The sequence below is a fragment of the Aliarcobacter cryaerophilus ATCC 43158 genome (assembly GCF_003660105.1).
GTDB lineage: Bacteria > Campylobacterota > Campylobacteria > Campylobacterales > Arcobacteraceae > Aliarcobacter > Aliarcobacter cryaerophilus.
In genome coordinates this window covers 1817536-1839171 of sequence record NZ_CP032823.1, presented here as the reverse complement: position 1 = coordinate 1839171, position 21636 = coordinate 1817536, and the positions used below count along the sequence as shown (strand labels likewise).

At 26.6% G+C, this 21636-nt stretch carries 25 protein-coding genes; 8 read left to right on the top strand and 17 right to left on the bottom strand.

Features of this window, described 5'->3' with window-relative positions; all coding sequences use genetic code 11:
• Positions 1-9: 9 nt before the first annotated feature.
• Both thiM and tenA read left to right on the top strand, forming a co-directional pair.
• Entirely contained in the window at positions 10-831 is an 822-nt protein-coding gene (gene thiM / locus ACRYA_RS09350; RefSeq protein WP_207796767.1) for a hydroxyethylthiazole kinase, read from the top strand.
• Positions 832-848: 17 nt separating this feature from the next.
• The gene (gene tenA, locus ACRYA_RS09345) at positions 849-1529 is read left to right on the top strand and encodes a thiaminase II (protein WP_105916923.1); all 681 of its coding nucleotides are present in this window, start codon (positions 849-851) and stop codon (positions 1527-1529) included.
• A gap of 64 nt (positions 1530-1593) precedes the next feature.
• Here the strand turns inward: tenA and rpsI are convergent, their stop codons facing one another.
• From rpsI to ACRYA_RS09285, 12 genes are all read right to left on the bottom strand, one after another.
• Positions 1594-1983, bottom strand: coding sequence for a 30S ribosomal protein S9 (gene rpsI, locus ACRYA_RS09340; protein ID WP_066348181.1), 390 nt, complete (start codon positions 1981-1983; stop codon positions 1594-1596).
• Positions 1984-1988: 5 nt separating this feature from the next.
• A complete protein-coding gene (gene rplM / locus ACRYA_RS09335) occupies positions 1989-2408 on the bottom strand; it encodes a 50S ribosomal protein L13 (protein ID WP_105911859.1) in 420 nt (139 codons plus the stop codon).
• A 75-nt stretch (positions 2409-2483) separates the two neighbouring features.
• Positions 2484-3869, bottom strand: a complete 1386-nt coding sequence (locus tag ACRYA_RS09330) for a sensor histidine kinase (protein ID WP_105916922.1) — start codon at positions 3867-3869, stop codon at positions 2484-2486.
• A complete protein-coding gene (locus tag ACRYA_RS09325) occupies positions 3863-4564 on the bottom strand; it encodes a response regulator transcription factor (protein ID WP_228199748.1) in 702 nt (233 codons plus the stop codon). Before ACRYA_RS09325 ends, ACRYA_RS09330 begins: the two co-directional genes overlap by 7 nt.
• Complete coding sequence (locus ACRYA_RS09320) at positions 4551-4958, bottom strand: phosphate-starvation-inducible PsiE family protein (RefSeq protein WP_105916921.1); 408 nt, start codon at positions 4956-4958, stop codon at positions 4551-4553. Before ACRYA_RS09320 ends, ACRYA_RS09325 begins: the two co-directional genes overlap by 14 nt.
• Positions 4959-4982: 24 nt before the next feature.
• Positions 4983-5651 carry a phosphate signaling complex PhoU family protein gene (locus tag ACRYA_RS09315; RefSeq protein WP_105916920.1) on the bottom strand — a complete coding sequence of 223 codons (669 nt, stop codon included), beginning with the start codon at positions 5649-5651 and terminating at the stop codon, positions 4983-4985.
• A complete protein-coding gene (gene pstB, locus ACRYA_RS09310) occupies positions 5651-6421 on the bottom strand; it encodes a phosphate ABC transporter ATP-binding protein PstB (protein ID WP_105916919.1) in 771 nt (256 codons plus the stop codon). The genes ACRYA_RS09315 and pstB overlap by 1 nt, the downstream gene beginning before the upstream one ends.
• A gap of 14 nt (positions 6422-6435) precedes the next feature.
• Positions 6436-7623 carry a phosphate ABC transporter permease PstA gene (pstA, locus tag ACRYA_RS09305; protein ID WP_165786075.1) on the bottom strand — a complete coding sequence of 396 codons (1188 nt, stop codon included), beginning with the start codon at positions 7621-7623 and terminating at the stop codon, positions 6436-6438.
• Entirely contained in the window at positions 7620-8552 is a 933-nt protein-coding gene (gene pstC, locus ACRYA_RS09300) for a phosphate ABC transporter permease subunit PstC (RefSeq protein ID WP_105916918.1), read from the bottom strand. The genes pstA and pstC overlap by 4 nt, the downstream gene beginning before the upstream one ends.
• 63 nt (positions 8553-8615) lie before the next feature.
• Entirely contained in the window at positions 8616-10346 is a 1731-nt protein-coding gene (locus ACRYA_RS09295; RefSeq protein WP_105916917.1) for a GGDEF domain-containing protein, read from the bottom strand.
• Positions 10347-10413: 67 nt separating this feature from the next.
• Complete coding sequence (locus ACRYA_RS09290) at positions 10414-11469, bottom strand: substrate-binding domain-containing protein (protein WP_105916916.1); 1056 nt, start codon at positions 11467-11469, stop codon at positions 10414-10416.
• A gap of 62 nt (positions 11470-11531) precedes the next feature.
• Complete coding sequence (locus ACRYA_RS09285; protein ID WP_105916997.1) at positions 11532-12086, bottom strand: PhnA domain-containing protein; 555 nt, start codon at positions 12084-12086, stop codon at positions 11532-11534.
• Positions 12087-12209: 123 nt separating this feature from the next.
• Here ACRYA_RS09285 and ACRYA_RS09280 point away from each other — a divergent pair, with 123 nt between their 5' ends.
• Positions 12210-12803, top strand: coding sequence for an HPP family protein (locus tag ACRYA_RS09280; RefSeq protein WP_105916915.1), 594 nt, complete (start codon positions 12210-12212; stop codon positions 12801-12803).
• Positions 12804-12805: 2 nt separating this feature from the next.
• Here ACRYA_RS09280 and ACRYA_RS09275 read toward each other — a convergent pair whose 3' ends face one another.
• On the bottom strand, positions 12806-14044 hold the full coding sequence (locus tag ACRYA_RS09275) for a L,D-transpeptidase (RefSeq protein WP_105916914.1): 1239 nt from the start codon (positions 14042-14044) through the stop codon (positions 12806-12808).
• Positions 14045-14124: 80 nt separating this feature from the next.
• Here ACRYA_RS09275 and ACRYA_RS09270 point away from each other — a divergent pair, with 80 nt between their 5' ends.
• The 3 genes from ACRYA_RS09270 to ACRYA_RS10790 are packed head-to-tail and all read left to right on the top strand — an operon-like array spanning position 14125 to position 16441.
• Positions 14125-15291 (top strand): MotA/TolQ/ExbB proton channel family protein, encoded by a 1167-nt coding sequence (locus ACRYA_RS09270; RefSeq protein ID WP_105916913.1) that lies wholly within the window; start codon positions 14125-14127, stop codon positions 15289-15291.
• A gap of 3 nt (positions 15292-15294) precedes the next feature.
• Complete coding sequence (locus ACRYA_RS09265; RefSeq protein ID WP_228199747.1) at positions 15295-16311, top strand: OmpA family protein; 1017 nt, start codon at positions 15295-15297, stop codon at positions 16309-16311.
• Positions 16292-16441 carry a hypothetical protein gene (locus tag ACRYA_RS10790; protein WP_164699611.1) on the top strand — a complete coding sequence of 50 codons (150 nt, stop codon included), beginning with the start codon at positions 16292-16294 and terminating at the stop codon, positions 16439-16441. The genes ACRYA_RS09265 and ACRYA_RS10790 overlap by 20 nt, the downstream gene beginning before the upstream one ends.
• Positions 16442-16444: 3 nt before the next feature.
• Here the strand turns inward: ACRYA_RS10790 and tilS are convergent, their stop codons facing one another.
• Entirely contained in the window at positions 16445-17428 is a 984-nt protein-coding gene (gene tilS, locus ACRYA_RS09260) for a tRNA lysidine(34) synthetase TilS (RefSeq protein WP_105916912.1), read from the bottom strand.
• Between the two features lie 8 nt (positions 17429-17436).
• Positions 17437-18777 (bottom strand): 30S ribosomal protein S12 methylthiotransferase RimO, encoded by a 1341-nt coding sequence (rimO, locus tag ACRYA_RS09255; protein WP_105916911.1) that lies wholly within the window; start codon positions 18775-18777, stop codon positions 17437-17439.
• A 118-nt stretch (positions 18778-18895) separates the two neighbouring features.
• Here rimO and ACRYA_RS09250 point away from each other — a divergent pair, with 118 nt between their 5' ends.
• Positions 18896-19330: an META domain-containing protein gene (locus tag ACRYA_RS09250; protein ID WP_105916910.1), complete on the top strand. Its 435-nt coding sequence runs from the start codon at positions 18896-18898 to the stop codon at positions 19328-19330.
• A gap of 27 nt (positions 19331-19357) precedes the next feature.
• On the opposite strand, the gene panC is transcribed toward ACRYA_RS09250, so the two are convergent.
• The gene (gene panC, locus ACRYA_RS09245) at positions 19358-20176 is read right to left on the bottom strand and encodes a pantoate--beta-alanine ligase (RefSeq protein ID WP_105916909.1); all 819 of its coding nucleotides are present in this window, start codon (positions 20174-20176) and stop codon (positions 19358-19360) included.
• Between the two features lie 24 nt (positions 20177-20200).
• Entirely contained in the window at positions 20201-21160 is a 960-nt protein-coding gene (locus ACRYA_RS09240; protein ID WP_105916908.1) for an ABC transporter permease, read from the bottom strand.
• A gap of 29 nt (positions 21161-21189) precedes the next feature.
• Between ACRYA_RS09240 and acpS the strand changes: the two genes are divergently transcribed.
• Entirely contained in the window at positions 21190-21543 is a 354-nt protein-coding gene (gene acpS / locus ACRYA_RS09235) for a holo-ACP synthase (RefSeq protein WP_105916907.1), read from the top strand.
• Positions 21544-21636: the final 93 nt, after the last annotated feature.

Sequence of the window (21636 nt, the reverse complement as noted above, 5' to 3'; positions counted from 1 at the left end):
GGCATTACTTTGATAAATAATTTAGTTGATATTTTAAATAATACGAAAAAGCAGAACCCATTAATTCATCAGATTACAAACTATGTTACCGTAAATGATTGTGCAAATGTAACTTTAGCAATTGGTGCAAGTCCTGTTATGGCAGATGATGAAGCAGAAGTTGAAGAGTTTGTAGATATCGCTTCGACTCTTTTAGTAAATATAGGAACACTAAATAAAGATATAAAGACTTCCATAACTAAAGCATGTAAAAGAGCTAAAGAAAAAGGAGTTCCAGTTATTTTAGACCCTGTTGGTGTAGGTGCTTCAAAGTTTAGAAAAGATTTTGTAAATGAACTATTTGAAACATCTAAAATATCTTGTATTAGAGGAAATATTTCTGAAATAAAATCTATTTTAAATTTAAGTTCAAATAAAAAAGGCGCAGATGTTTCAAAAGAGGATATTGAATCTTTAGAAAATATGGCTAGTATTGCTAAAACATTGGCAAATAGTTTGAATTTGGTTGTTGCAATTACTGGAGAAATTGATGTTATTTCTGATGGAAAAAAAGTAATTTCCATAAAGAATGGTAACCATCTTTTAACAAAAATTACAGGAACTGGATGTATGTGTACTTCTTTGGTTGCTAGCTATTGTGGAGTTTCTAAAGATAAAATATATGAAGCTACAATTTTAGGAGTAATTACAATGGGAATTGCTGGTGAAATAGCCTATGAAAATAGTAAGAATAAAGGACTTGGGACTTTTCATAAAGAGTTATTTAATGCAATAAGTAATTTCAACCAAGAGATATTAATAAAAAAGGCAAATTTTCAAGAGATAAAATAGTTAAAAAAGGAGTAAATATGTCATTTTCAAGACAATTAAAACAAAAAGCAATAAAAGTTTGGGAAGATGGTTATAATCACGCATTTGTACAAGAGTTAGGAGCTGGAACTTTAGATAAAGAGAAGTTCAAATTCTATTTATTACAAGATTATTTATATCTTTTAGAGTATGCAAAAGTTTTTGCGATGGCTATGACAAAAGCAGATGATGAGAAGATGCTAAGTAGTCTTAGTGCTATTACAAAAGCTACATTAGTTGATGAGATGAAACTTCACCACTTATATATGAAAGAGTTTGGTATTAGCCAGGATGAGGTTAAAAATGTGAAGGCAAGTTTATTTAATAGAACTTATACAGCTAATATGCTTTCAACTGCTCTAAAAGGTGATTTAGCGCAAACATTAGCGACAGTATTTCCATGTGCTTGGACATATTGCGATTATGCAAAAAGATTAAAAGAGCAATACAAAGATAGTTTAGAAAATAACTTCTATAAATCTTGGATAGAGACTTACTCAGGAGTTGAGTTTGAAGATTCTTTTGAATGGTTTTATGATGCACTAGATGAGCTTGTAAAAAATAAAACAGAAGATGAGAAAAAAATTGTTGAAGATATTTTTATATCAAGTGTTGAGTTTGAATATATGTTTTGGGATATGGCTTATAATAAACAGATGAGTTATGTTAAAAATAGTTGATTTTTTGATATAAAAAAAGGAAGCGATAAAATCGCCTCCTTTGAGAAATAAAGAGAAATACCAATTATCTTTTTGAGAATTGAGAAGATTTTCTTGCTTTTTTCTTTCCATATTTTTTTCTCTCAACAGATCTAGCATCTCTAGTAAGTAATCCATGAGGTTTTAAAATAGTTCTGAATTGCTCATCATAAGCAACCAAAGCTCTTGAAATTCCGTGTCTAGCAGCATCAGCTTGAGCTGAATATCCACCACCTAGAGTTTTTACAATGATATTTACACTTGATTCTTGTTTTGAAACATGTAGAGGTTGCATCACTCTTTTTTTGATTGAATCATGACCACCAAGCCATTGATCTAAAGATTGTCCATTTATAGTTAGTTGCCCGTTTCCATTCTCTAACCAAACCTTAGCTATTGCTGTTTTTCTTCTTCCAGTTGCATATACTTTTGCCATTACTATTATCCTTTAATTTGAGCAGTATGAGGGTGTTCACTTCCTGCATATACTTTTAATTTTTTTAACATAGCTTTACCAAGAGTAGTTTTTGGAAGCATACCTCTAGTTGCTAATTTAAACAGTTTTTCAGGGTTTTTTTCAATCATATCTGACATTTTGTGAGTTTTTGTACTTCCAAAATAACCTGAGTGAGTATAGTAATTTTTAACTTCTAATTTAGCACCAGTAAATCTAGCTTTACTTGCATTGATTATAATTACATAGTCACCACAATCAACATTTGGTGTAAAACAAGGTTTATTTTTTCCTCTTAATATTGTAGCAACTTCAGTAATTATTCTTCCGAATACTTTACCTTCAGCATCTACTACAACCCAAGATCTTTCGATTTCGTTGGCTTTAGCCATTTGAGTAAATTTCATTTATTAACTCCCTTTCAATATTAAGTTGGAATAATATTTAAGTTATCCTTATTTTTTGCTTAAATTAAGTATAAATTAATAATATATTTTAAAAGTTGAACCAATTCCAATTTTTGAGTTAATTTCTAATTTAAAATTATGAACATTTAAAATAGATTTAACTATGAAAAGTCCTAAACCTAAAGAGTTGTTCCAGTTGTTGCTAGTTGCTCTATAATATTTTTTAAAAATATTTTCCAAATTTTCTTGAGAAATCCCGATTCCTTTATCTGTAATAGATATCGAATTTTCATTAATCTCTATAATTACCTCTTCTTGAGAATATTTTAAAGCATTTTCTATTAGATTTGAAATAGCAATTCCTATTAAAATCTCATCAGCATTTATCTCTTTATCAACTCCTAAAACATTTATTTCTCTATTTTTATATTTTATTTTTAAATCACTAATAGATGTTTCTACTATTTTTTTAATAGAAACTTTGTTTAAAACTAGTTTGTGATTGCTATCTTGAAGTTTTAAAGTAAGCCTTAGTTTATCAACTATTAGAGACATTTTATTTGAGTTTGATAGGATTTTATTTAAAAACTTTATTTTTAAAGTTTGTGATAAATTTTCATCTTCTATTAAAGTTTGACTATATCCTGAAATTATTGCTATTGGATTTTTAAATTCATGAGAAATAGCAGAGATAATATCATCTTTTTGCCTATTTGCTAAAGTTAATTTTGCAGTATGTTTTGCTTTTATCTCATCTTTTTTTGATAGTTTTTTTGCAACTTTATTTAGAAGTTTTGCTATTTTATAGAATTCAAAAGTATAATTTGATTGTAAAAATAGTGGTTTTTTCTTACTAGTTATCTCTTTTAAAAATTGTAATATTGAGTCTGTTTCTCTTTTTATTTTGATACTTATAAAGTAAGTTGAAATAAATGCAATGATTAAGAAAAAAGATATATAGATAAAAATTTCAAAAGTTAATTTTTTGAAATTGTCAGTAATCTTATTTGTATAATCAGCCATTCTTAGGTAGTAAGTTTCTTTATTAAAAGATACTTTTTTTGCTATATATATCAGATCTTTATTTAGAGTTTCAGATAATCTTGTGTCTTTCCCAAGACCTATATTTTTTGCTTCAATAATCTCAACTCTATTTGAGTGATTTTTTATATTTTCAATATTTTTGTGACTTTCTGCTACTACTTCACCATTTTCATTTATAATTGAAATTCTTAAGTTCAGTTTTTTACTTAAATCTTTAATAATATCTTTAATACTATTTATATCTTTTGTATCTTCTAAAATTACAGATAATATATCTATATTTTGGATTAAGTTTTTTTCAACTTGATTTAAGTAGAGCGTTTTCGCCCAAAAATAAATAGTAAGAGTAAGAGTTATTAAAATTGCAATAAATATTGCAAGGTAAGTTCGTAAAAAAAGTTGATGAATTTTTAACAAAAAATATAACCCTCTCCTCTAACTGACTTTATATAATTTTTTTTTGAATTAGGATCTATCTTATCTTTTAATCTTTTGATAGCCACATTTACTGTTTTTTCTTGTTTATCAAAAGAGTCTTCCCAAACTTTTTCTAGTAAATACTCTCGAGAAAGAAGAATATTTTTATTTTTTATAAACTCTAAAAGAAGAGTAGTTTCAAGAGAAGTTAGCTCAATATCTTCATCTTCTATAGAAAATATTTTACTTGAAAAGTTATAAACAATATCTCTTACTTTTAAAAGTTCAATATCATTTGAAGATCTTTTTATTACAGATTTAACTCTTGCTAGAAGTTCTTGAATATTAAATGGTTTTGTAATATAGTCATCTGCAAAAGCTTCAAATCCATCTAAAATATCCTCAGATTTATCTTTTGCTGTAACATAAATTACTGGAGTTTGGTAACCATTTGCTCTTAATTCTTTTATAAACGATGTGCCTTCTATATTGGGAAGATTTCTATCCATTAAAATTAAATCTATTTTCTCTTCATCTAAAATTTTTTTTACATTTTCATTTGCATTTAAAAATCCAATAGTTTCATATCCCTCTTTTTGTAAAGTATATTCAAGTAGTTCAAGAATATCTTCTTCATCTTCTATTATTAAAATTAATCTATTTTTACCTGCAAGCATCATTTCACTTTGTTTCATTATCTTTTACTTCATCTATTTTTTTATTTTCATCATTTCCAAATGGAGAGAATTTAATAGCCAATATTCTGAAAATAAAAAATATAAAAATAACAAATAATAAAAATACAATATCAAAATAATCTTTACTTTTATTGGCTGAAAGAATAATAACTTCTCTGATTAAAAATATTATAAAAATATCAAGAACATATCTAAGTCTTAATGTCTCTTTTCTAATAAAATCAGAAATCATTTTTACAACTTCCATAATCACAACGAATTCGAGCATTAAAATAATTGCTCTATAAAAGTCATTTCCAGCTAGAACTACGGTTAAGAATATAACCGTAGCAACCAAAACTTCGAAGTTTGAACTAAAGTAGTTCGATATTTTATTTATAGCTTTTTTCATTTAAAAAGTATATCATAAAGATTTTTATGATTGAACTATATCTCCACCTAGTTTTGCAAATTGTAGTAAACTAGCTATTGAAACTGATCTATCTGCAATTTTTTCTAATCTTCTTAAACTACTCAAAAGGTCAAAATACTCTTTTGAAAGGTCTAGTTTTTGAGTGATTAGTTTTAAAATATTTTTCTCTATCATTAAATATAAATCATCTGTTTTACTCTCTTCAACAATAACTCTTTGATATTTCTCTTCAACTTTAGAATGTTCTTGTTCATCTATTATTGAAATTGCTGTTTTTGTAGATAATAAAGCTGATTTTAGAAGTGGTATTGTATATTCTAAAATAGTATTTGTATTTAATTCTTCACTATAAGATTTTCTAAACATTTTTGCAAAATCTTTTGTATTTGCAGCTGTTCTTACTATCTCATTTGTGATTTTTAAAAATGCCACCATTCTTCTTAAATCTCTTGCTTCTGGAGTATATAAAGCTAAAGTTGTAATTATAAGATTATCTATCTCATTTGATTTTATTAGAAATTTTTTTTCACTAACTTCAACATTTTTTAGATTCTCTATTTTTCTTTCATTCAAAGATTTTAAACAAATCTCTAAAGCCTCAACAATATCTAATCCTAGTTTTTCTACTTCACTTTTTATAAGTTTTAATTTATCTTCATATGGTTTTAACATTATCCAAATCTCCCTGTAATATAATCTTCTGTTTTTTTATTTGTTGGATTAACAAAGATAGTCTCTGTTATATCGTATTCTATTAGTTTTCCTAAGTGAAAAAATGCTGTGTAATCTGCAACTCGTGCAGCTTGTTGCATATTGTGAGTTACAGTAATGATTGTATAATCTTGTTTTAACTCAAGCATTAATGCTTCAATTTTCTCAGTAGAAATTGGGTCAAGTGCTGATGTTGGCTCATCCATTAAAATAATTTCTGGTTTTATAGCAATTGTTCTTGCGATACATAATCTTTGTTGCTGACCTCCTGAAAGTGATGTTCCAGGAGTTGTTAATTTATCTTTTACTTCATTCCAAAGTCCAGCTTTTATTAAAGATGTTTCAACAAGCTCATCACAATCTTGCCCTTTTTTTACCATCCCATGTTTTAAAGGTGCATAAGCAACATTATCATAAATTGATTTTGGAAAAGGATTTGGTTGTTGAAATACCATTCCAACTCTTTTTCTAACACTTACTTCATCTACATCTTTATCATATATGTTTTTTTTATCAATTATAATTTTTCCATCAATTTTAACATTTGGAATTAAATCATTCATTCTATTTATACATCGTAAAAATGTCGATTTTCCACAACCAGATGGTCCAATTAGTGCTGTAATTTTATTTTGATATAAATTAACATCTATATCAAACAAAGCTTGATTTGAGCCATAAAAAAGATTTAGATTTTTAACATCTATTTTTGATTTTATATCTTTATTCATTTAATATTTTCCTTTTACCATTTTACTTCAAATTTTTTTCGCAAGAATATTGCTATTGCATTTAGTGAAATTAATATTGTTAATAAAACTAAAATTCCTGCTGCAGTTTTTTCTATATACATACCTTCAGGCATTCCAGCCCAAGTAAATAGTTGAGCTGGCATTACTGTTGCAGCTTGGGTAACCATTGAAGGAGCATCTGGAATAAATGCAATCATTCCTATAATAATTAGTGGTGCAGTCTCTCCCATAGCTTGTGCTAAACCAATAATTGAACCAGTCATTATTCCAGGAAATGCAAGTGGTAATACATGGTCACGTGTCACTTGAATTTTATTTAGTCCCAAACCATATCCTGCTTGTCTGATACTATCTGGAACTGCTCTTAAAGCTGCTCTTGAACTAACTATTATAATAGGTAATGTCATAAGAGCAAGAGTTAATCCACCAACCAAAGGTGAACTTCTTGGCATTCCAAATAAATTTATAAAAATTGCAAGTCCTAAAAGTCCAAATAAAATTGAAGGAATTGCTGCAAGGTTATTTATGTTTATTTCAATAAATCTTGTAAATTTATTATCTTGCGCAAACTCTTCAAGATAAATAGCAGTCATTACTCCAATAGGAAATGCAACTGCCATTGTTATAATTAAAGTTAAAATAGAACCTATAACAGCTGAAAATATACCAGCATACTCAGGAATTTTTGAGTCACCATTTGTAAAGAATATTGCGTTAAACTTTTTCTCTATTAATCCTTGTGCATAAAGTTCATCAACTTTTGCTATATCTTTATCTTTTAAATTATGATTATGATTTTTTATATATTGGTCAACTTGACTACTTGCTAAAATCCAAATATTTTGAGTTGAATTCATATATGTCGGGTTTTCCTCCAATAACTTTGGTAAATCTCTAAGTGCTGCTCTTGAAACTAAATTTCTATAAGGAGTTGGAACTGCAAATCTTGTATCTTCTAAAGTTTTTTCATTAAAAGTTACATCTACTTTTATGAAAGCCACATTAAAAGCAGGAAGACCTTTTCCTATCATATCAAAAAGGAAAAATGCTAAAAATGCTATTGAAAAGATTAAAGAAGTTATTGTGAACTTTTTAAATCTTTTTGCACTTGTATGCCTTTTTTTTAGTGTTGGGTCATAAAATGGATTATGTTCTTTATTTTTCTTTTTTCTTTTTATCATAATGTATTCACTTTATATTTTTCTTTGAATTTTCTAATTAATGACAACGAGATCATATTTAAAATTAATGTAACAATAAATAGTACAAGCCCAAGAGCAAATGCTGAAAGTGTTTCAGGTGAGTTAAATTCAAAATCACCTACTAATGAGTTTACGATAGTTACTGTAACAGTTGTCATATCTTCAAGTGGATTCCAAGATAAATTTGGTCGTAAACCTGCTGCCATAACAACAATCATAGTTTCTCCCAAAGCTCTTGAAAGTGCAAGAAGTGATGCAGATATAATTCCAGGCATTGCACTTGGAATTACTATATTTTTTATAGTTTCACCATGTGTCATTCCTAGAGCGAATGCTGCTTTTCTTTGACTATCTGGAACAGCTCTTATAACATCATCGCTTAAAGAGGAAATTAAAGGAATAATCATAATTCCCATAACAATTCCAGATGCTAAAGCACTGTTAAAAGTAGCTTCAAGTCCAAAAAAAGCAGCAGCTTTTACAACAAGCGGAGCAACAGTAATAGCAGCAAAGAAACCATAAACAACAGTTGGAATGCCAGCAAGAATTTCCAAAATAGGTTTTAGATAATCTCTTAATTTTGGACTTGCATATTCACTCATATAAATAGCACTTCCAAGACCAATTGGAATAGCAACAAGAAGTGCTATTATTGTTATTACAAATGTTCCTGCAAATATTGGTAATGCACCAAATTCGCTATTTGCAACTCCTGGAGACCAAGTTGTACCTGTTAAAAAGTACCAAAAGCTTCTTAACTTGAAAAACTCTACAGCTTCAAATAATATTGAAAATAAAATTCCAAAAGTCGTTAATATAGATATAGCAGCTGCAAGAATAAGAGCAGATTTTATAATCTTTTCATTTAGTTCTCTTCGTTTTTTTTCTGATTGAAGACTACTTAACAAACTTTACCTTTATGTTAAATTTTAGTGAAGTTTAATAGGGTTTGATTACATTACGATTACAGATTATAAAACTTTATAAACTGGCTCTTTTGAAATCTTTGATTCTTTTTTCATAATATTTAAAGTATCATCAAAATTTAGAATATTTGATTGAGAATTTATCTCTATAATTGAACAACATACAGATAGAAGATTAAAATTTCTAGTTGTTCCAAATCTATCTTTTGAGACAATATACCCTAGCTCTTTATCCTCTTTTGAGTATAGATTTTTTACACTATATTCAAACTCATTTTGAATATCTAAAGTTAATTCAAAAACATTTTCAAAATCAAAATCTATTAATCCTACAAAAAAATCATCTCCACCAATATGAGCTATAAAACTATTTTTTGGATATCTTTTTTGTAATAACTCAGAGAATATAAGAATTGCTCTATCTCCTTGTCTAAAACCATAAATATCATTGAAAGGTTTGAAATCATTAAAATCAAAGTAGATTATATGAGTTGTATTTATTTGAATATTTCTAAAAGAGTTACCAATAAATTTTTCAATTTGGTTATTTCCAGGTAGTTTTGTAAGTGGATTTTGGTTTGTTGCTATTTCAATATTTCTTTTATAAGACATTGTCAAAAGAGAGTTTAGATTTATAAATCCTAAGTATTTATCGCAATGAGTTATAAAAATTCCAAGAGAGTTTTGGAAATTTAGGTTGTACATCTCTAAAATCTTATCAATTCCCCAAGATATTTCAACACTTAAAGCAGGTTTTAAATATTTTAAAAGTGTTGTTGAAAAATTTTGATTTTGTGCTAAAGATAATCCATATTGAGAGTAAGATATTTTTTTTATATCACTTTCATATACAATTCCAAGAAAATATCTAAATTCATCAATTATTGGAACAAAGTTATGTTCTGTATTTTTTTTAAAATGTAAAATTATGTCATATAATGAGCTATTTACAGGTAATGGTTCAATTTTATCTATAAATTGTTCATCTATAAATTTATTTTGATCTTCTCTTTTATCATCTAAAATAAGATTTGAAATATCATTGTAAATTGGCTTTATTTCATTAATATTTTTTGTTGGTTTTTGAACTAAAAATCCTTGTATAAAATCAGCACCAATATCTTTGCAAGTATAAAACTCTTTTTCGGTTTCTATCCCTTCTGCGATTACTTGCATTCCCATAATATGTGCCATATCAATGATTGAAGAACAAAAAAGTTTTTTCTTTGAGTCTTGGTCTATATTTGATATAAAAAATCTATCAATTTTTATAATATTTGCTTCACTAAAATATAGAAGTTTTAGTCCAGAAACTCCTATCCCAAAATCATCTATTGCAATAGAGTACCCACTTTGTTTGTATCTTTGAAGCATAGTTGAAAGAGCATTTTGCTCTATTGAAGTACCTTTTTCACTTAATTCGAAAATTATTTTATCTTTGCTTAAATTGTGTTTTGTAAGAATTTTTTCAGTATTTCCAGAACTATAATTTTTGTTGTAGATTATTCTATTGTCAAGATTATAAAATAGTTTTAAATTTGGAATATTTATATTTGCAAATTTTTTAATAGCTTTTTCCCTTAAAAGCAAATCAAATTCATATAAATAGTCATTACTAAAAACTAAATCAAATAGATCATCAATAGTTGTAATATTTGGTATATCTTGAACATTTCTTAATAATGCTTCAACAGCATATAGTTTTCCACTTTGTGCATAGATTATTGGTTGAAAAGCATAATCTAGTTTATGTATTATTTCATCCCAATTTATCATAAGTGTATCCTAAAGTTATTTTTAAAAGAAGTTATAAAAGGAGCTTTAAGCTCCTTTTATTTTATTGTTAGTGTTTTAAATCTTCTGCTTTTAATTTTTCGCTATTTAAAACTTTTGCTCTAGCTCTTGTTCTTGTGTCATCAGTTAATGGAATAAGTCCTAACTCTGTTAAAACTCCATCTTTTCCAATCATTTTTTCAGATACAAAAAGTTTATTAAATTGATTTAAAGCTGGAACATCTTTTGAGTGTTGATTTTTTATATAAAAATACATAGATCTTGCAACTGGGTATGAACTATTCGCAATAGTTTCAACTGTTGGGAAAACATTATCAATACTTAATCCAACAACTTTATCTTTATTTTCAGCTAAAAATGAATATCCAAAAATACCAACAGCAGCTTCATTTTTTGTAAGCTTTTGTACTATTAAATTATCATTTTCACCACTTTCAACATAAGCACCATCTGTTCTAATTTCAGAATATGCTTTATATTTTTTATTTGCAACTTCATCTTTTTTAAATAAATCTGTATAAGCTGCTTTTTTCTCAAATACAGATTGAAGTACTAACTCTTCAAAAGAGTCTCTAGTTCCTGATGATTTTGGTGGACCATAAACAATGATTTCTCTATTTGGTAAATTATTACTAATATCTGACCATTTTTTGTAAGGGTTTGCAATAAGTGATTTTCCATCAGCTGCTGGAACTTCTTTTGCAACAGCTAGTGCTAATTGCTCTTTTGTTACATTAAAACCTTGTACTTTTGAACTTTGTGCAATAGCAATTCCATCAAAACCAATTAATGCTTCAGTTATATCTGTAACACCATTTTCTTGACACATTTTAAATTCACTTGCTTTCATAGCTCTTGAAGCATTTGCAATATCAGGAGTATTTATATCAACTCCAGCACAAAATAGTTTTATTCCTCCACCTGTTCCTGTTGATTCAACAACTGGTGTTGGAAAAGATGTTGTAGCACCAAACTCTTCAGCAACTGAAGATGAAAAAGGATAAACTGTTGATGAACCAACTATTTTGATTTGATCTCTTGCACTTAAAGTTGTAACTAAAAGTGTACTTGCTATTAAAGCCATAGATGTTTTTTTGAAACTCATTTTACTTCCTAATAATTTGATATTTGGAAGTTTAGTTTCGGTTGGTTACAATTTGGTTACCTTTAAGATTTTTTTACAAATTGAGTTAGAATAACTATTTTAACACCATTTACACGACCTTCTATTTGTCCTTCTTCACTTCCTAATGAGATATTTCTAACAGCAGTTCCTCTTTTTGCAGTAAATCCAGCACCTTTTACTTCAAGGTCTTTTATAATAGTAACTGTATCTCCAGCACTTAAAACTACTCCATTACAATCTTTTTGTACAACACTGTTGTTAAAATCTTCTAAACCTTTATTTGCCCAATTTAAAGTTTCATCATCTAAATAAACCATATCCAAAAGCTCTTGGTTGTCTAGTTTCTTTAACATTCTATACGACAAAACTTTAATAGCAGCAGTTTCACTCCACATAGCTTCACTTAGACAATACCAGTGATTTGGGTCAAGGTTACAATTTTGTTCAAATTGAGATTTACATTTTGGACATAAAAGTGCTGATTGTTCAGCTGTTCCATCGCTTGGAGATACTTCAAAAATCTCTAAATCTTCTAAACTTTTGCAAAGTTCGCAACTATTTTCTGCTCTTTTTATTAAATCTTCTAAAATACCCATAAAAATTACCTCATTTTTTAAAAAATAGTTTTTATTATACCAAATAGAATCTTTTTTGATATAAATCATATAAATTAAGAAAAAAATTTATTAATATAAACTTTTAAAAAAAAGGTATAAAAAATGAATTTTTTTAATAAAGAGTTTAGAAAAATAAGTTTAGAAAATATTGATAAATCAAATATGTTTTGGGCTTGGATAGGTTCTTTTTTAGGGATTATGGCAATTTCATATTTTCACATGGATTTTTTAGATGATAAAGATTTAACATTGGTTGTTGGTTCGTTTGGGGCAAGTGCTGTTTTGATTTATGGAGTTCCTAATTCTCCTTTATCTCAGCCTAGAAATTTAATAGGAGGACATTTATTATCTGCTATTGTAGGAGTTCTTTCATATAAGTTTTTTTCTTCGAATCTATTTTTAGCTTCAGCAATTGCTGTTTCAACATCAATATTAATTATGCAATTAACTCTAACTTTGCATCCTCCTGGAGGTGCGACTTCATTAATCGCAGTTATTGGAAGTGAACAAATACATGAGCTTGAATTTTTTTATATTTTAATTCCAGTTTTTAGTGGGGCTTTAATTCTATTTTTAATTGCATTTATAGTAAATAATATTCCAAAAAATAGGGCATATCCAGAGAGTTTTAAAAATTATCTAAAAAAGAAGTATCAAAGGTACAAAAGAAGAAGTTTGAAAAGAAGTAAAAGGTAGTTTTAGATTAAAACCACCTTTATTTTGTTTAGAGTTTTAATTTGGGCAAACTCTTCTAGTAAAATTGCTAGTTCTACAACATCGTTGTTTCTCATTCTAATACATCCAGCACTTTCGTTACTTCCTAGAGTTTTTTCATTTAAAGTTCCATGAATTCTATAAGTTGTATTTCCATCAACACTATGAGTTAGATTTAATTTTGCCATTCCCATATAGTTGTATTTATGATTTGGTGGTACAACATTTGGTAATATTATTCCTTTTTTTGCAAAGCTTTTTTTAGTATCTTGTGTTGGATACCAAACTGGATTTAGTGAAATTTGTGAAATTCTTCCAACTCCTAATGGTTTTTTTATACTATCTTTTCCTGTTGAAACAATGTAGCTTTTTATTTTTTGTTCATTTTGACCATTTTTTGCATAAAGTTCCATAATATTTGTTTTTGAATTTACTTTTATTATTAACTCATCGTAGCTATGTAGATTTTTTATTTGTTCTTTTTGTGAATTTGATTTTGAAACTTTTTTTTCATAAGATTTTGTAAAAGTTTGATTATTTTTTGAATCTTTTTGAATTTGTTCATCAAACTCATTTAGACTTGTTTGTAAAAGTTCTTCTTCATCTTCTTGGCTTAAAATATCATTTGAAGATTGATTTCCAAAATCTAATTCACTTTTTAGCTCATACTCTATTTTAGTTTCAGAGTTGTTTTCATTTTTGATATTTGTCTCATTTTTTATATCTTGATTGTCATAAGGTAAAAGTCCGATAATTTCAACATTTTCAGGTATCATAGAAACCAATGGAATATTCACAGCTTGAGGTTTTGTACTTTCAAGCTCTTTTTTTTCTTTTTGTATATTTTGGTTTGAAGAGTTATTTTCTTTATTATCAAAACTAGTTTGCTTGTCCATATCTATAAAAAGTTTTCTTTTATCAATTTGATTTACGATTTTTATATCAATCTCTTTTATATAAGGTTTTTGCTCTTTTACATATTTAGAAGCATTTTGTATAGTAACTTTTGCTATTTCTTTGTCATCGTAAGTATTTAAGTATGTATAGTATTTTTGATTTTGTTTTACTATGAAAACTTCTCCAATAGTATTGTCATAAATTCTTTTTTTACATACAAGAGCATTTTCTAAATTTGAAGTTGTACAAACTGAAACAGTATATTTTTTCTCATTTGCAAATAAACAAAAAGGTAAAATCAAAATCAAAAACAGACTTTTTTTCATATAAATCCCTAAACTTTTTTTTGCTATTTTACTAAATTTAGATAAAATGGAGGTTATTTTAAAAATTTGAAGGAAATATTATGTTTAAAGAGGAAGATTTATTTGAGTTAAACTCAAAATTTTATACAAATTGTAAACCACTTTCAAGAATTTTCACACTACTTACTGTACCTACTTTATTATTTATTTTGGTTATTTTATGTTATTTTGGAATTTTACCACTAAAAGTTGAGATACATAGCGTTATTTTGATTGGCTCAATATATTTTATATATCTATTTTTTATTAGACACAATGCTTATTTTGTAGCTTGTAAGTTTAGAACTTTATATGCAGATTTGCAAATAGCTTTACTTGCTTATATAAATAATAATCTTTTAACAATTGCTCAAACTTCAAAAGCAAATGGAAGTGTTGATGATTTTTTACAAGACTACACAAGCAATTTAAGAAATAGTAATTTTTCAAGTATTGCAAGTGGGATTTTTCCAACTTTAGGAATTTTGGGAACTTTTATATCTATAGCTTTATCTATGCCTGATTTTACATCAAACAATATTGTTGCACTTGATAGTGAAATTACAAAACTCTTAAGTGGAGTTGGAACAGCTTTTTATGTTTCAATTTATGGAATATTTTTATCTATTTGGTGGATATTTTTTGAGAAATTTGGACTTAGTAGATTTCATCACGATAGTTATATTATAAAAGAGAGTACAAAAAACTTTTTTTGGACAAAAATAGATATTGAGTCAATTAATATAAAAAGTAATATAGATAATTTTTCTAGTATGAGTAAAATTTTTGAAGAGTTAACATCTAGTCAAGCTATGCAAGATATAAATAAATCAATAGAACAAAGAGCAAAAAGCCTTGATGAATTACTTCAAAAAGAGTATATGTTGTCTCTAAGAATTGATGAAAATATTGTAAATTTTGAAAAACTGGCAATTGCTGTTGAAAAGTTATCTCTACAATCAAACTCACAAACAATGATTTTTAAAGATGTTTCAGATAATTTAAATAAAAATATTCTTGAGCTAAATTCTCATATGAATAATTTAAGTAGTGAAAATCTAAAAGCAATATATACAAATATTGTAAAAAGTATTGAAACTATGAAAAGTGATATGGAAAAAATAGAGTGGAAATTTGAAGAGGGATTAAAAGAGTCTTTGAGACAAATAGATTTACAAACAGCAAATATAGTAAAAGATTTGACTATTTTTAAAGATTTATCAAAGTAGAAAATGATGTATAAAAAAGATGAAAAAAATAAAAATCAAGAGGAAAACTTTTGGATTTCTTATGCTGATTTGATGGCTGGATTGCTTTTTGTATTTATTTTGGTAATTGCATTAATAGTTATAAAATATCTATACACTCAACATAGTCTTGAAGATAGTGAAGATGCAAAATCAAAGCTTTTTTATGAGTTAGCAAAAACAAAAAATATGTATGAAAAAAGTTTGGAAGATTTAAAAGATGCAAACCAAAAAATAGTTTTAAGTAACAAAGAAGTTGAAAAACTAAAAGCTCTTTTACTTGAGTATGATATTAATATCAAAGATGAGAAGAGTAAAAATGATAGTTTAAATTTGGCTTTATCTGATAGCTCAAATCAGATTGCTTTAAAAGATGAAGAACTAAAACTTCTAGCTGATAAACTTTTAGTTCAAACACAAATTCACCAAAAAATGGTAGAGGATTTTGATATTGCAAAATTAAAAATAAAAACTCTAACAGGAATAAAGCTAAATGTTATAGCTAAATTAAAAGAGAAACTAGGTAAATCTATACATGTAGATGAAAAAAGTGGAGCTATAAAATTTTCATCAAATATTTTATTTGATCAGAACTCTTATATTTTAAAAGAGGAAGCAAAAAAAGAGTTAAGTAGTGTTTTGAAAAACTATCTTTCACTTTTATTAGATGATAAAGAGATATCAAAATATATAGAAAATATAACTATAGAAGGTCATACAAATAGTGATGGAACATATTTGGCAAATCTTTTATTATCGCAACAAAGAGCATTAGCTGTTATGCAGTTTTTATATGAATCAAATATTCTTGATAAAAAACTTTTAAGCACTTTTGTAAACTCAAGTGGAAGAAGTTCTGCTGATTTGATTTTGGATAAAAAAGGGCTTGAAGATAAAGATGCTTCAAGAAGAATTGAGATTAAGTTTAATATTAAAAACGAAGAAGCTATAAAAGAGATACAAAATTATTTGGATAAACAAAATGAAAATAGAGTTCAGTGATAAAAAGCCACTATATACGCCTACTCATTTGGAAGAACTTTCAAAAGAGATAAAGCAAAAGATTGTAGAGAAAAACCTAAATATCTTTCAAAAGATATTTAAGTTTTTATTTGGAAAGAAAAAGAGCTAAATCTTAGAAGCTTAGCTTTAGCTCTTCTAAAATATTTTTAGAAAAAATATAAGCTCTCATATTTTGTGGGATTTTTTGAATTCTACAAACTTCTTTAAACTCTTTTGGCAATATCATTTTTACTTTTGGAGCTATTAGGATATATTTTTTAGTAATTGCAATATTTATTTTGTGTGAGATTGTGATCTCTTTTTGTTTTATTATCTCATCTCTTTGTTTTTTACTTAATAAAACACCTCTTTTTTTTAAAGATTTATCAATAACTCTAAGATTTAGATTATCATCTTTTAATTTCTCAAAAACTTCTAACTCTTCAAGAGTTATTATAGGATTTAATTTAAGATTTAAAGAGTTTAAATCATTTTCTAAAAAAGAGAAACTATTTTTAATTCCACTTTTGAACTCATTTAAAAATTTATCTGAAAAGTTGTGTCTAAAGTAGTTTCTTTTGTATTTTTCATCTATATTTGAACTATCTATAAAATATTTTATTTTATTCTCTTTTAAATATTTTTCTAACTCATCTTTACTTATATTTAAAAGAGGACGAAAAATTGTGTAATCTATTTTTTCTTCAAACTCTTTTATTCCAAAAAGTTCAACCAGTCCAGCACCTTTTGATAGTTGCATTAAAAACCACTCTAAGCGGTCATTTAGTTGGTGAGCTGTTATGAGAGTTTCATAAGAATTTTCTTTTATAATTTGCTCAAAAAAACTATATCTTATATCTCTTGCATTTTTTTCAAAGTTTGAACTGTTTTCTAGTTTAATATCTTTAATGAATATTTTTTTTTCATATTTTTTTGCTAAATTTAAAGCATATTCTATTTCATCTTTTGATTGTTCTCTTGTATTATAATTTACAATTGCAATATCAAAATCAATTTTGTGATTTAAAAGTAAGAAAAAAAGAGCGCTACTATCAACTCCACCTGAAAAAGCTAGAAGATTTTTACTATTTTTTATCTTACTAAAATCAAAAATCATAATATATTTTATACTTTTCTTAAAATCTTTGCTAGAAGTTTATCACCAGCTAATTCAGTTGTTTCTACTTCATAGATTTCTCCAAAAACTATTGGAAGGTTACCTTCATTATCATTTATATAAATTTCTCCATCAATTTCGGGTGCCCAAAGAGTTTTTCTAGCACTTAAAAGGTATTCGTGTTCATCACTTTCTCCATCAACATAAACTTCAAAAGTTTTTCCAATATCATTTTCTAAAGATTTAAGAGTGGTTTTTGAGATAATTTCTCCTAAAATAGAAGCTCTTTCATCTATTAACTCTTGCTCAATTTTATCATCTCTAGTTTCTGCTGATGTTCCTTCTTCATCTGAATATGAAAAAACATTTCCTCTATCAAAACCAAAATTTTTTACATATTTGCAAAGTTCAAGAAAATCATCTTCACTCTCTCCTGGATGTCCAGCTATAAAAGTTGTTCTTACAAAAGAGTTTGGTTTTGATTTCATATAGTTCATGAGTTCAATTAACTTTTCAGCACCTTTTCCTCTTTTCATAATTTTTAGCATATTAGAAGATATGTGTTGAAGTGGCATATCAAAATAGTTTACAAAAACTTTTGAGTCAGCAATTTTATCTATTAAATTGTGTGTTGTTGTACTTGGATATAGATATAAAATTCGGGCTGTCTTTACTCCATCTATTTTTTCAACAGCATCAATTAATTGCTCTAATCCATCATTTTGTTCTAAATCTCGTAAATATGAAGATGAATCTTGTGATACAAAAGAGAAATCTTTGAAGCCTTTTTTTACTAAAATATTAACTTCTTTTATTAAAGATTCAAGAGTTCTTGAGTGAAGTTTTCCTTTAAATGAAGGAATAGCACAAAATGAGCAAGATTGATTACAACCTTCACTTAATTTTACATAAGCGTGATAGTTTGAGCCAGTTATTACTCTATCATTTTCTTCGCTTGCTAAAAATACCTCATTTGAAAAACTACTTCTTTTTTCATGAACTAATCTATCTATTTTGTCATAATCTCCAACGCCTGTGAAAATATCTATTTCAGTAAGCTCTTTTTGTAAATCATCTTTATATCTTTCACTTAAACATCCAGCCATAACCAAAACAGAATCTTTTTTTCTTTCATTATGTAAGTTTAAAGTTGTATTTATACTCTCTTCTTTTGCACTATCTATAAATCCACAAGTGTTTACTATTATTAAATCAGCTTGAGTTTCATCATCTGTTAGTTCATAGTCTTTTAGTTTTCCTAACATTACTTCACTATCAACTAAATTTTTTGTACATCCAAGGCTTACCATATGCAGTTTTTTCTTTGGTTTTTCTTCACTAAATTTCATCTAATCTTATCCGTTGTTTATAAATTTTTTAAAGATTTTAGCTAAGTTTTGCATTTATATAAATTAATAAGTACAAAAATAGTATTATAAAACTTGAAATAAAATTTAGGAGAAAAATATGTTTAAAAAATCAAATTTCTTTTTGACTATTTTGATACTTATTTTAGGCTTAGCTTTAAACTCTTGTAGCTCAACAAAAGGATTAGAGACAGCAAATAGTAATCAAGTTTTAAAAAATACAAAGTGGGAACTTAAGAGTTTAAATAAAAAAGATATAAAAAAAGTTGAAAAAGTTGCTATTATAAATTTTGAAAAAGAGAATAAAGTTTTTGGAAATTTAGGTTGCAATAGTTTTTTTGGAAAAGTTGATATAAAACCAAACAATATTAATATTTCTAAAGTAGGTAGTACTATGATGATGTGTTCTGATATGAGTGTAGAACATGATTATTTGGAAGTTTTAGATAAAGTAACAACTTATAAAATAGAAGAAGATACTTTAATATTTTTTGATAAAAATAATAAAGAGATAGCAAGATTTTTAAAAAGGTAGTTAAAACTACCTTTTTTAAGAATTAATTTACATCCAAATATTATCAAGAAGCCTTATATTTCCAAATCTAACAACAACTAGAATTATTGTATTTGATGGCTCTATTTTTTCTATTTCCTCAAATCTTTTATCTACGACTTTTACATACTCAACATCAAGATTTTCTAAAACTTCATAGATTTTATCTTTTACTATTTTTGAATCTCTTTCACCTTTTGCTATTAGGTTTCCAGCCATATATATTGATTTTGAGATTTTGAGTGCTTCTTCTTTTTGTTCAGAACTTAAATATACATTTCTTGAACTAAGTGCTAATCCACTACTTTCTCTTACAATATCACAAGCAACAATATTTATAGGCAAAAATAGATTTTTTACCATTTGTTGTATAAGTGATAGTTGTTGCGCATCTTTTTTCCCAAAGTATGCATTTGTTGCAAGGGTAAGATTAAATAGTTTTAAAACAACTTGTAAAACACCATCAAAATGACCAGGTCTTGTATTTCCTTCAAGTACATAGCTATTTTGTGGTGCTTTTATTAAAATTTCATCTTTTTCATATATAGTATTAATCTTTGGCATAAAAAGATAATCAACCTTACACATTTGACAAATTTTTATATCAGCTTCTTCTTTTCGTGGATATTTATTTAAATCTTCACCTTTTAAAAATTGAGTTGGATTTACAAAAATAGATACGATTACAACTTCATTTTCATCTTTAGCTTTTCTTATTAGTGAAATATGTCCATCATGCAAAGCACCCATTGTTGGTACAAAACCAATATTACCACTTAAATTTTTTCTAATATTTTGTAACTCTTCTATAGTTTTAACTATTTGCAATATATATTCCTTTAAAAATTTTAATTATTTTTCATTGTAGTTTGGATTTAATTTTAATAAAACTAAATCAGCAAACATATTTCCAATAAGTGTTAAAAATGCTCCAATTATAAGTATTCCCATAATTACTGGATAGTCATGACTTAAAGCACTTTGATAAAACAGAAGTCCCATTCCATCTATTGAAAATATTGTCTCTAAAATTACACTTCCACCAATAACTCCAGGAAGTGAAAGCCCCAAAAGTGTAATAACTGGTGGATATAAGTTTGGCAAAATATAGTATCTTAAAATCTTTTTATTATCTAATCCTCTAGTTCGTGCAAAAAATATATAATCACTTTTTAAAATCTCAATTGTTAATGCTCTTATATATAAAATCAAACTTCCAATTCCACCAAAAACTATTATAAATATAGGAAGTGCTAAATGCCAAGCAAAATCTAAATAGTAATTTAAACTTCCATCATCTGGTACACTATGAAGTCCAGCTATTGGAAAAAGTTCAAATTTTATGGAAAAAACTAAAACCAACACAAGTGCTAGATAAAAAGATGGCATTGAAAAACTTAGAAGTGAAAGTTGGTTTGTTAATTTATCAAATATTGAGTCTTTTTTCATGGCAGATTTAATTCCAAAATAAAGGCTTATTATAAAAATTAAAATCATAGAGACAATATTTATTGTCAAAGTTATTGGAATTCTACTTAAAATCTCCTCTTTTACTTTCTCTCCACTTGTAAAAGATATTCCAAAATCAAGTTGTAAAATTGAGTAAACCCAAGAAAAAAATTGTACATATAGTGGTTTGTCAAGACCATATATAGCTTTTAGTTGCTCTATTGCTTCAGGAGTTATATTTGGATTTAACTCTCCACTTGCAAAAAATGAGTTAGGAGCTAAATTTATAGCAATAAATGATATTAGGCTAATAATAAACAGCATAATGATAAGATATAATAGTTTTTTTATAAAGATATTCATGGTTAAGATTATACAAAAGATAGGTTTAAATGATAGGTATAGATATAGTTAGTATTGATAGAATAAAAAGGTTACATGTGAAATATGGTGATAAGTTTTATGATAAATTTATTTCTAAAGATGAAAAAGAGTTTATAAAATCTGCTCAAAACGCAGCTGGTTTTTGGGCTGCAAAAGAGGCTGCTAGTAAAGCTATTGGTACTGGAATTGGAGGGATTTGTTCATTTTATGATATAAAAATTAAAAAAGATAAAAAAAATGCTCCAAAGATTAAATATAGTAAAAAATTAAGAAAAAGATTTAAAATTAAAAAATCAAGTATTAGTATCACACATGATGGAGATTTTGTAGTAGCTGTTGTAGTTAATAGTTTAAAAAAATAATGTTTGATATAAATCAATAAACCAGTCCAAATAATATATTAAAATTTCTTTACTCTAACATAGAGCTTGTACGAGTGGACTTGCCCCTAAATC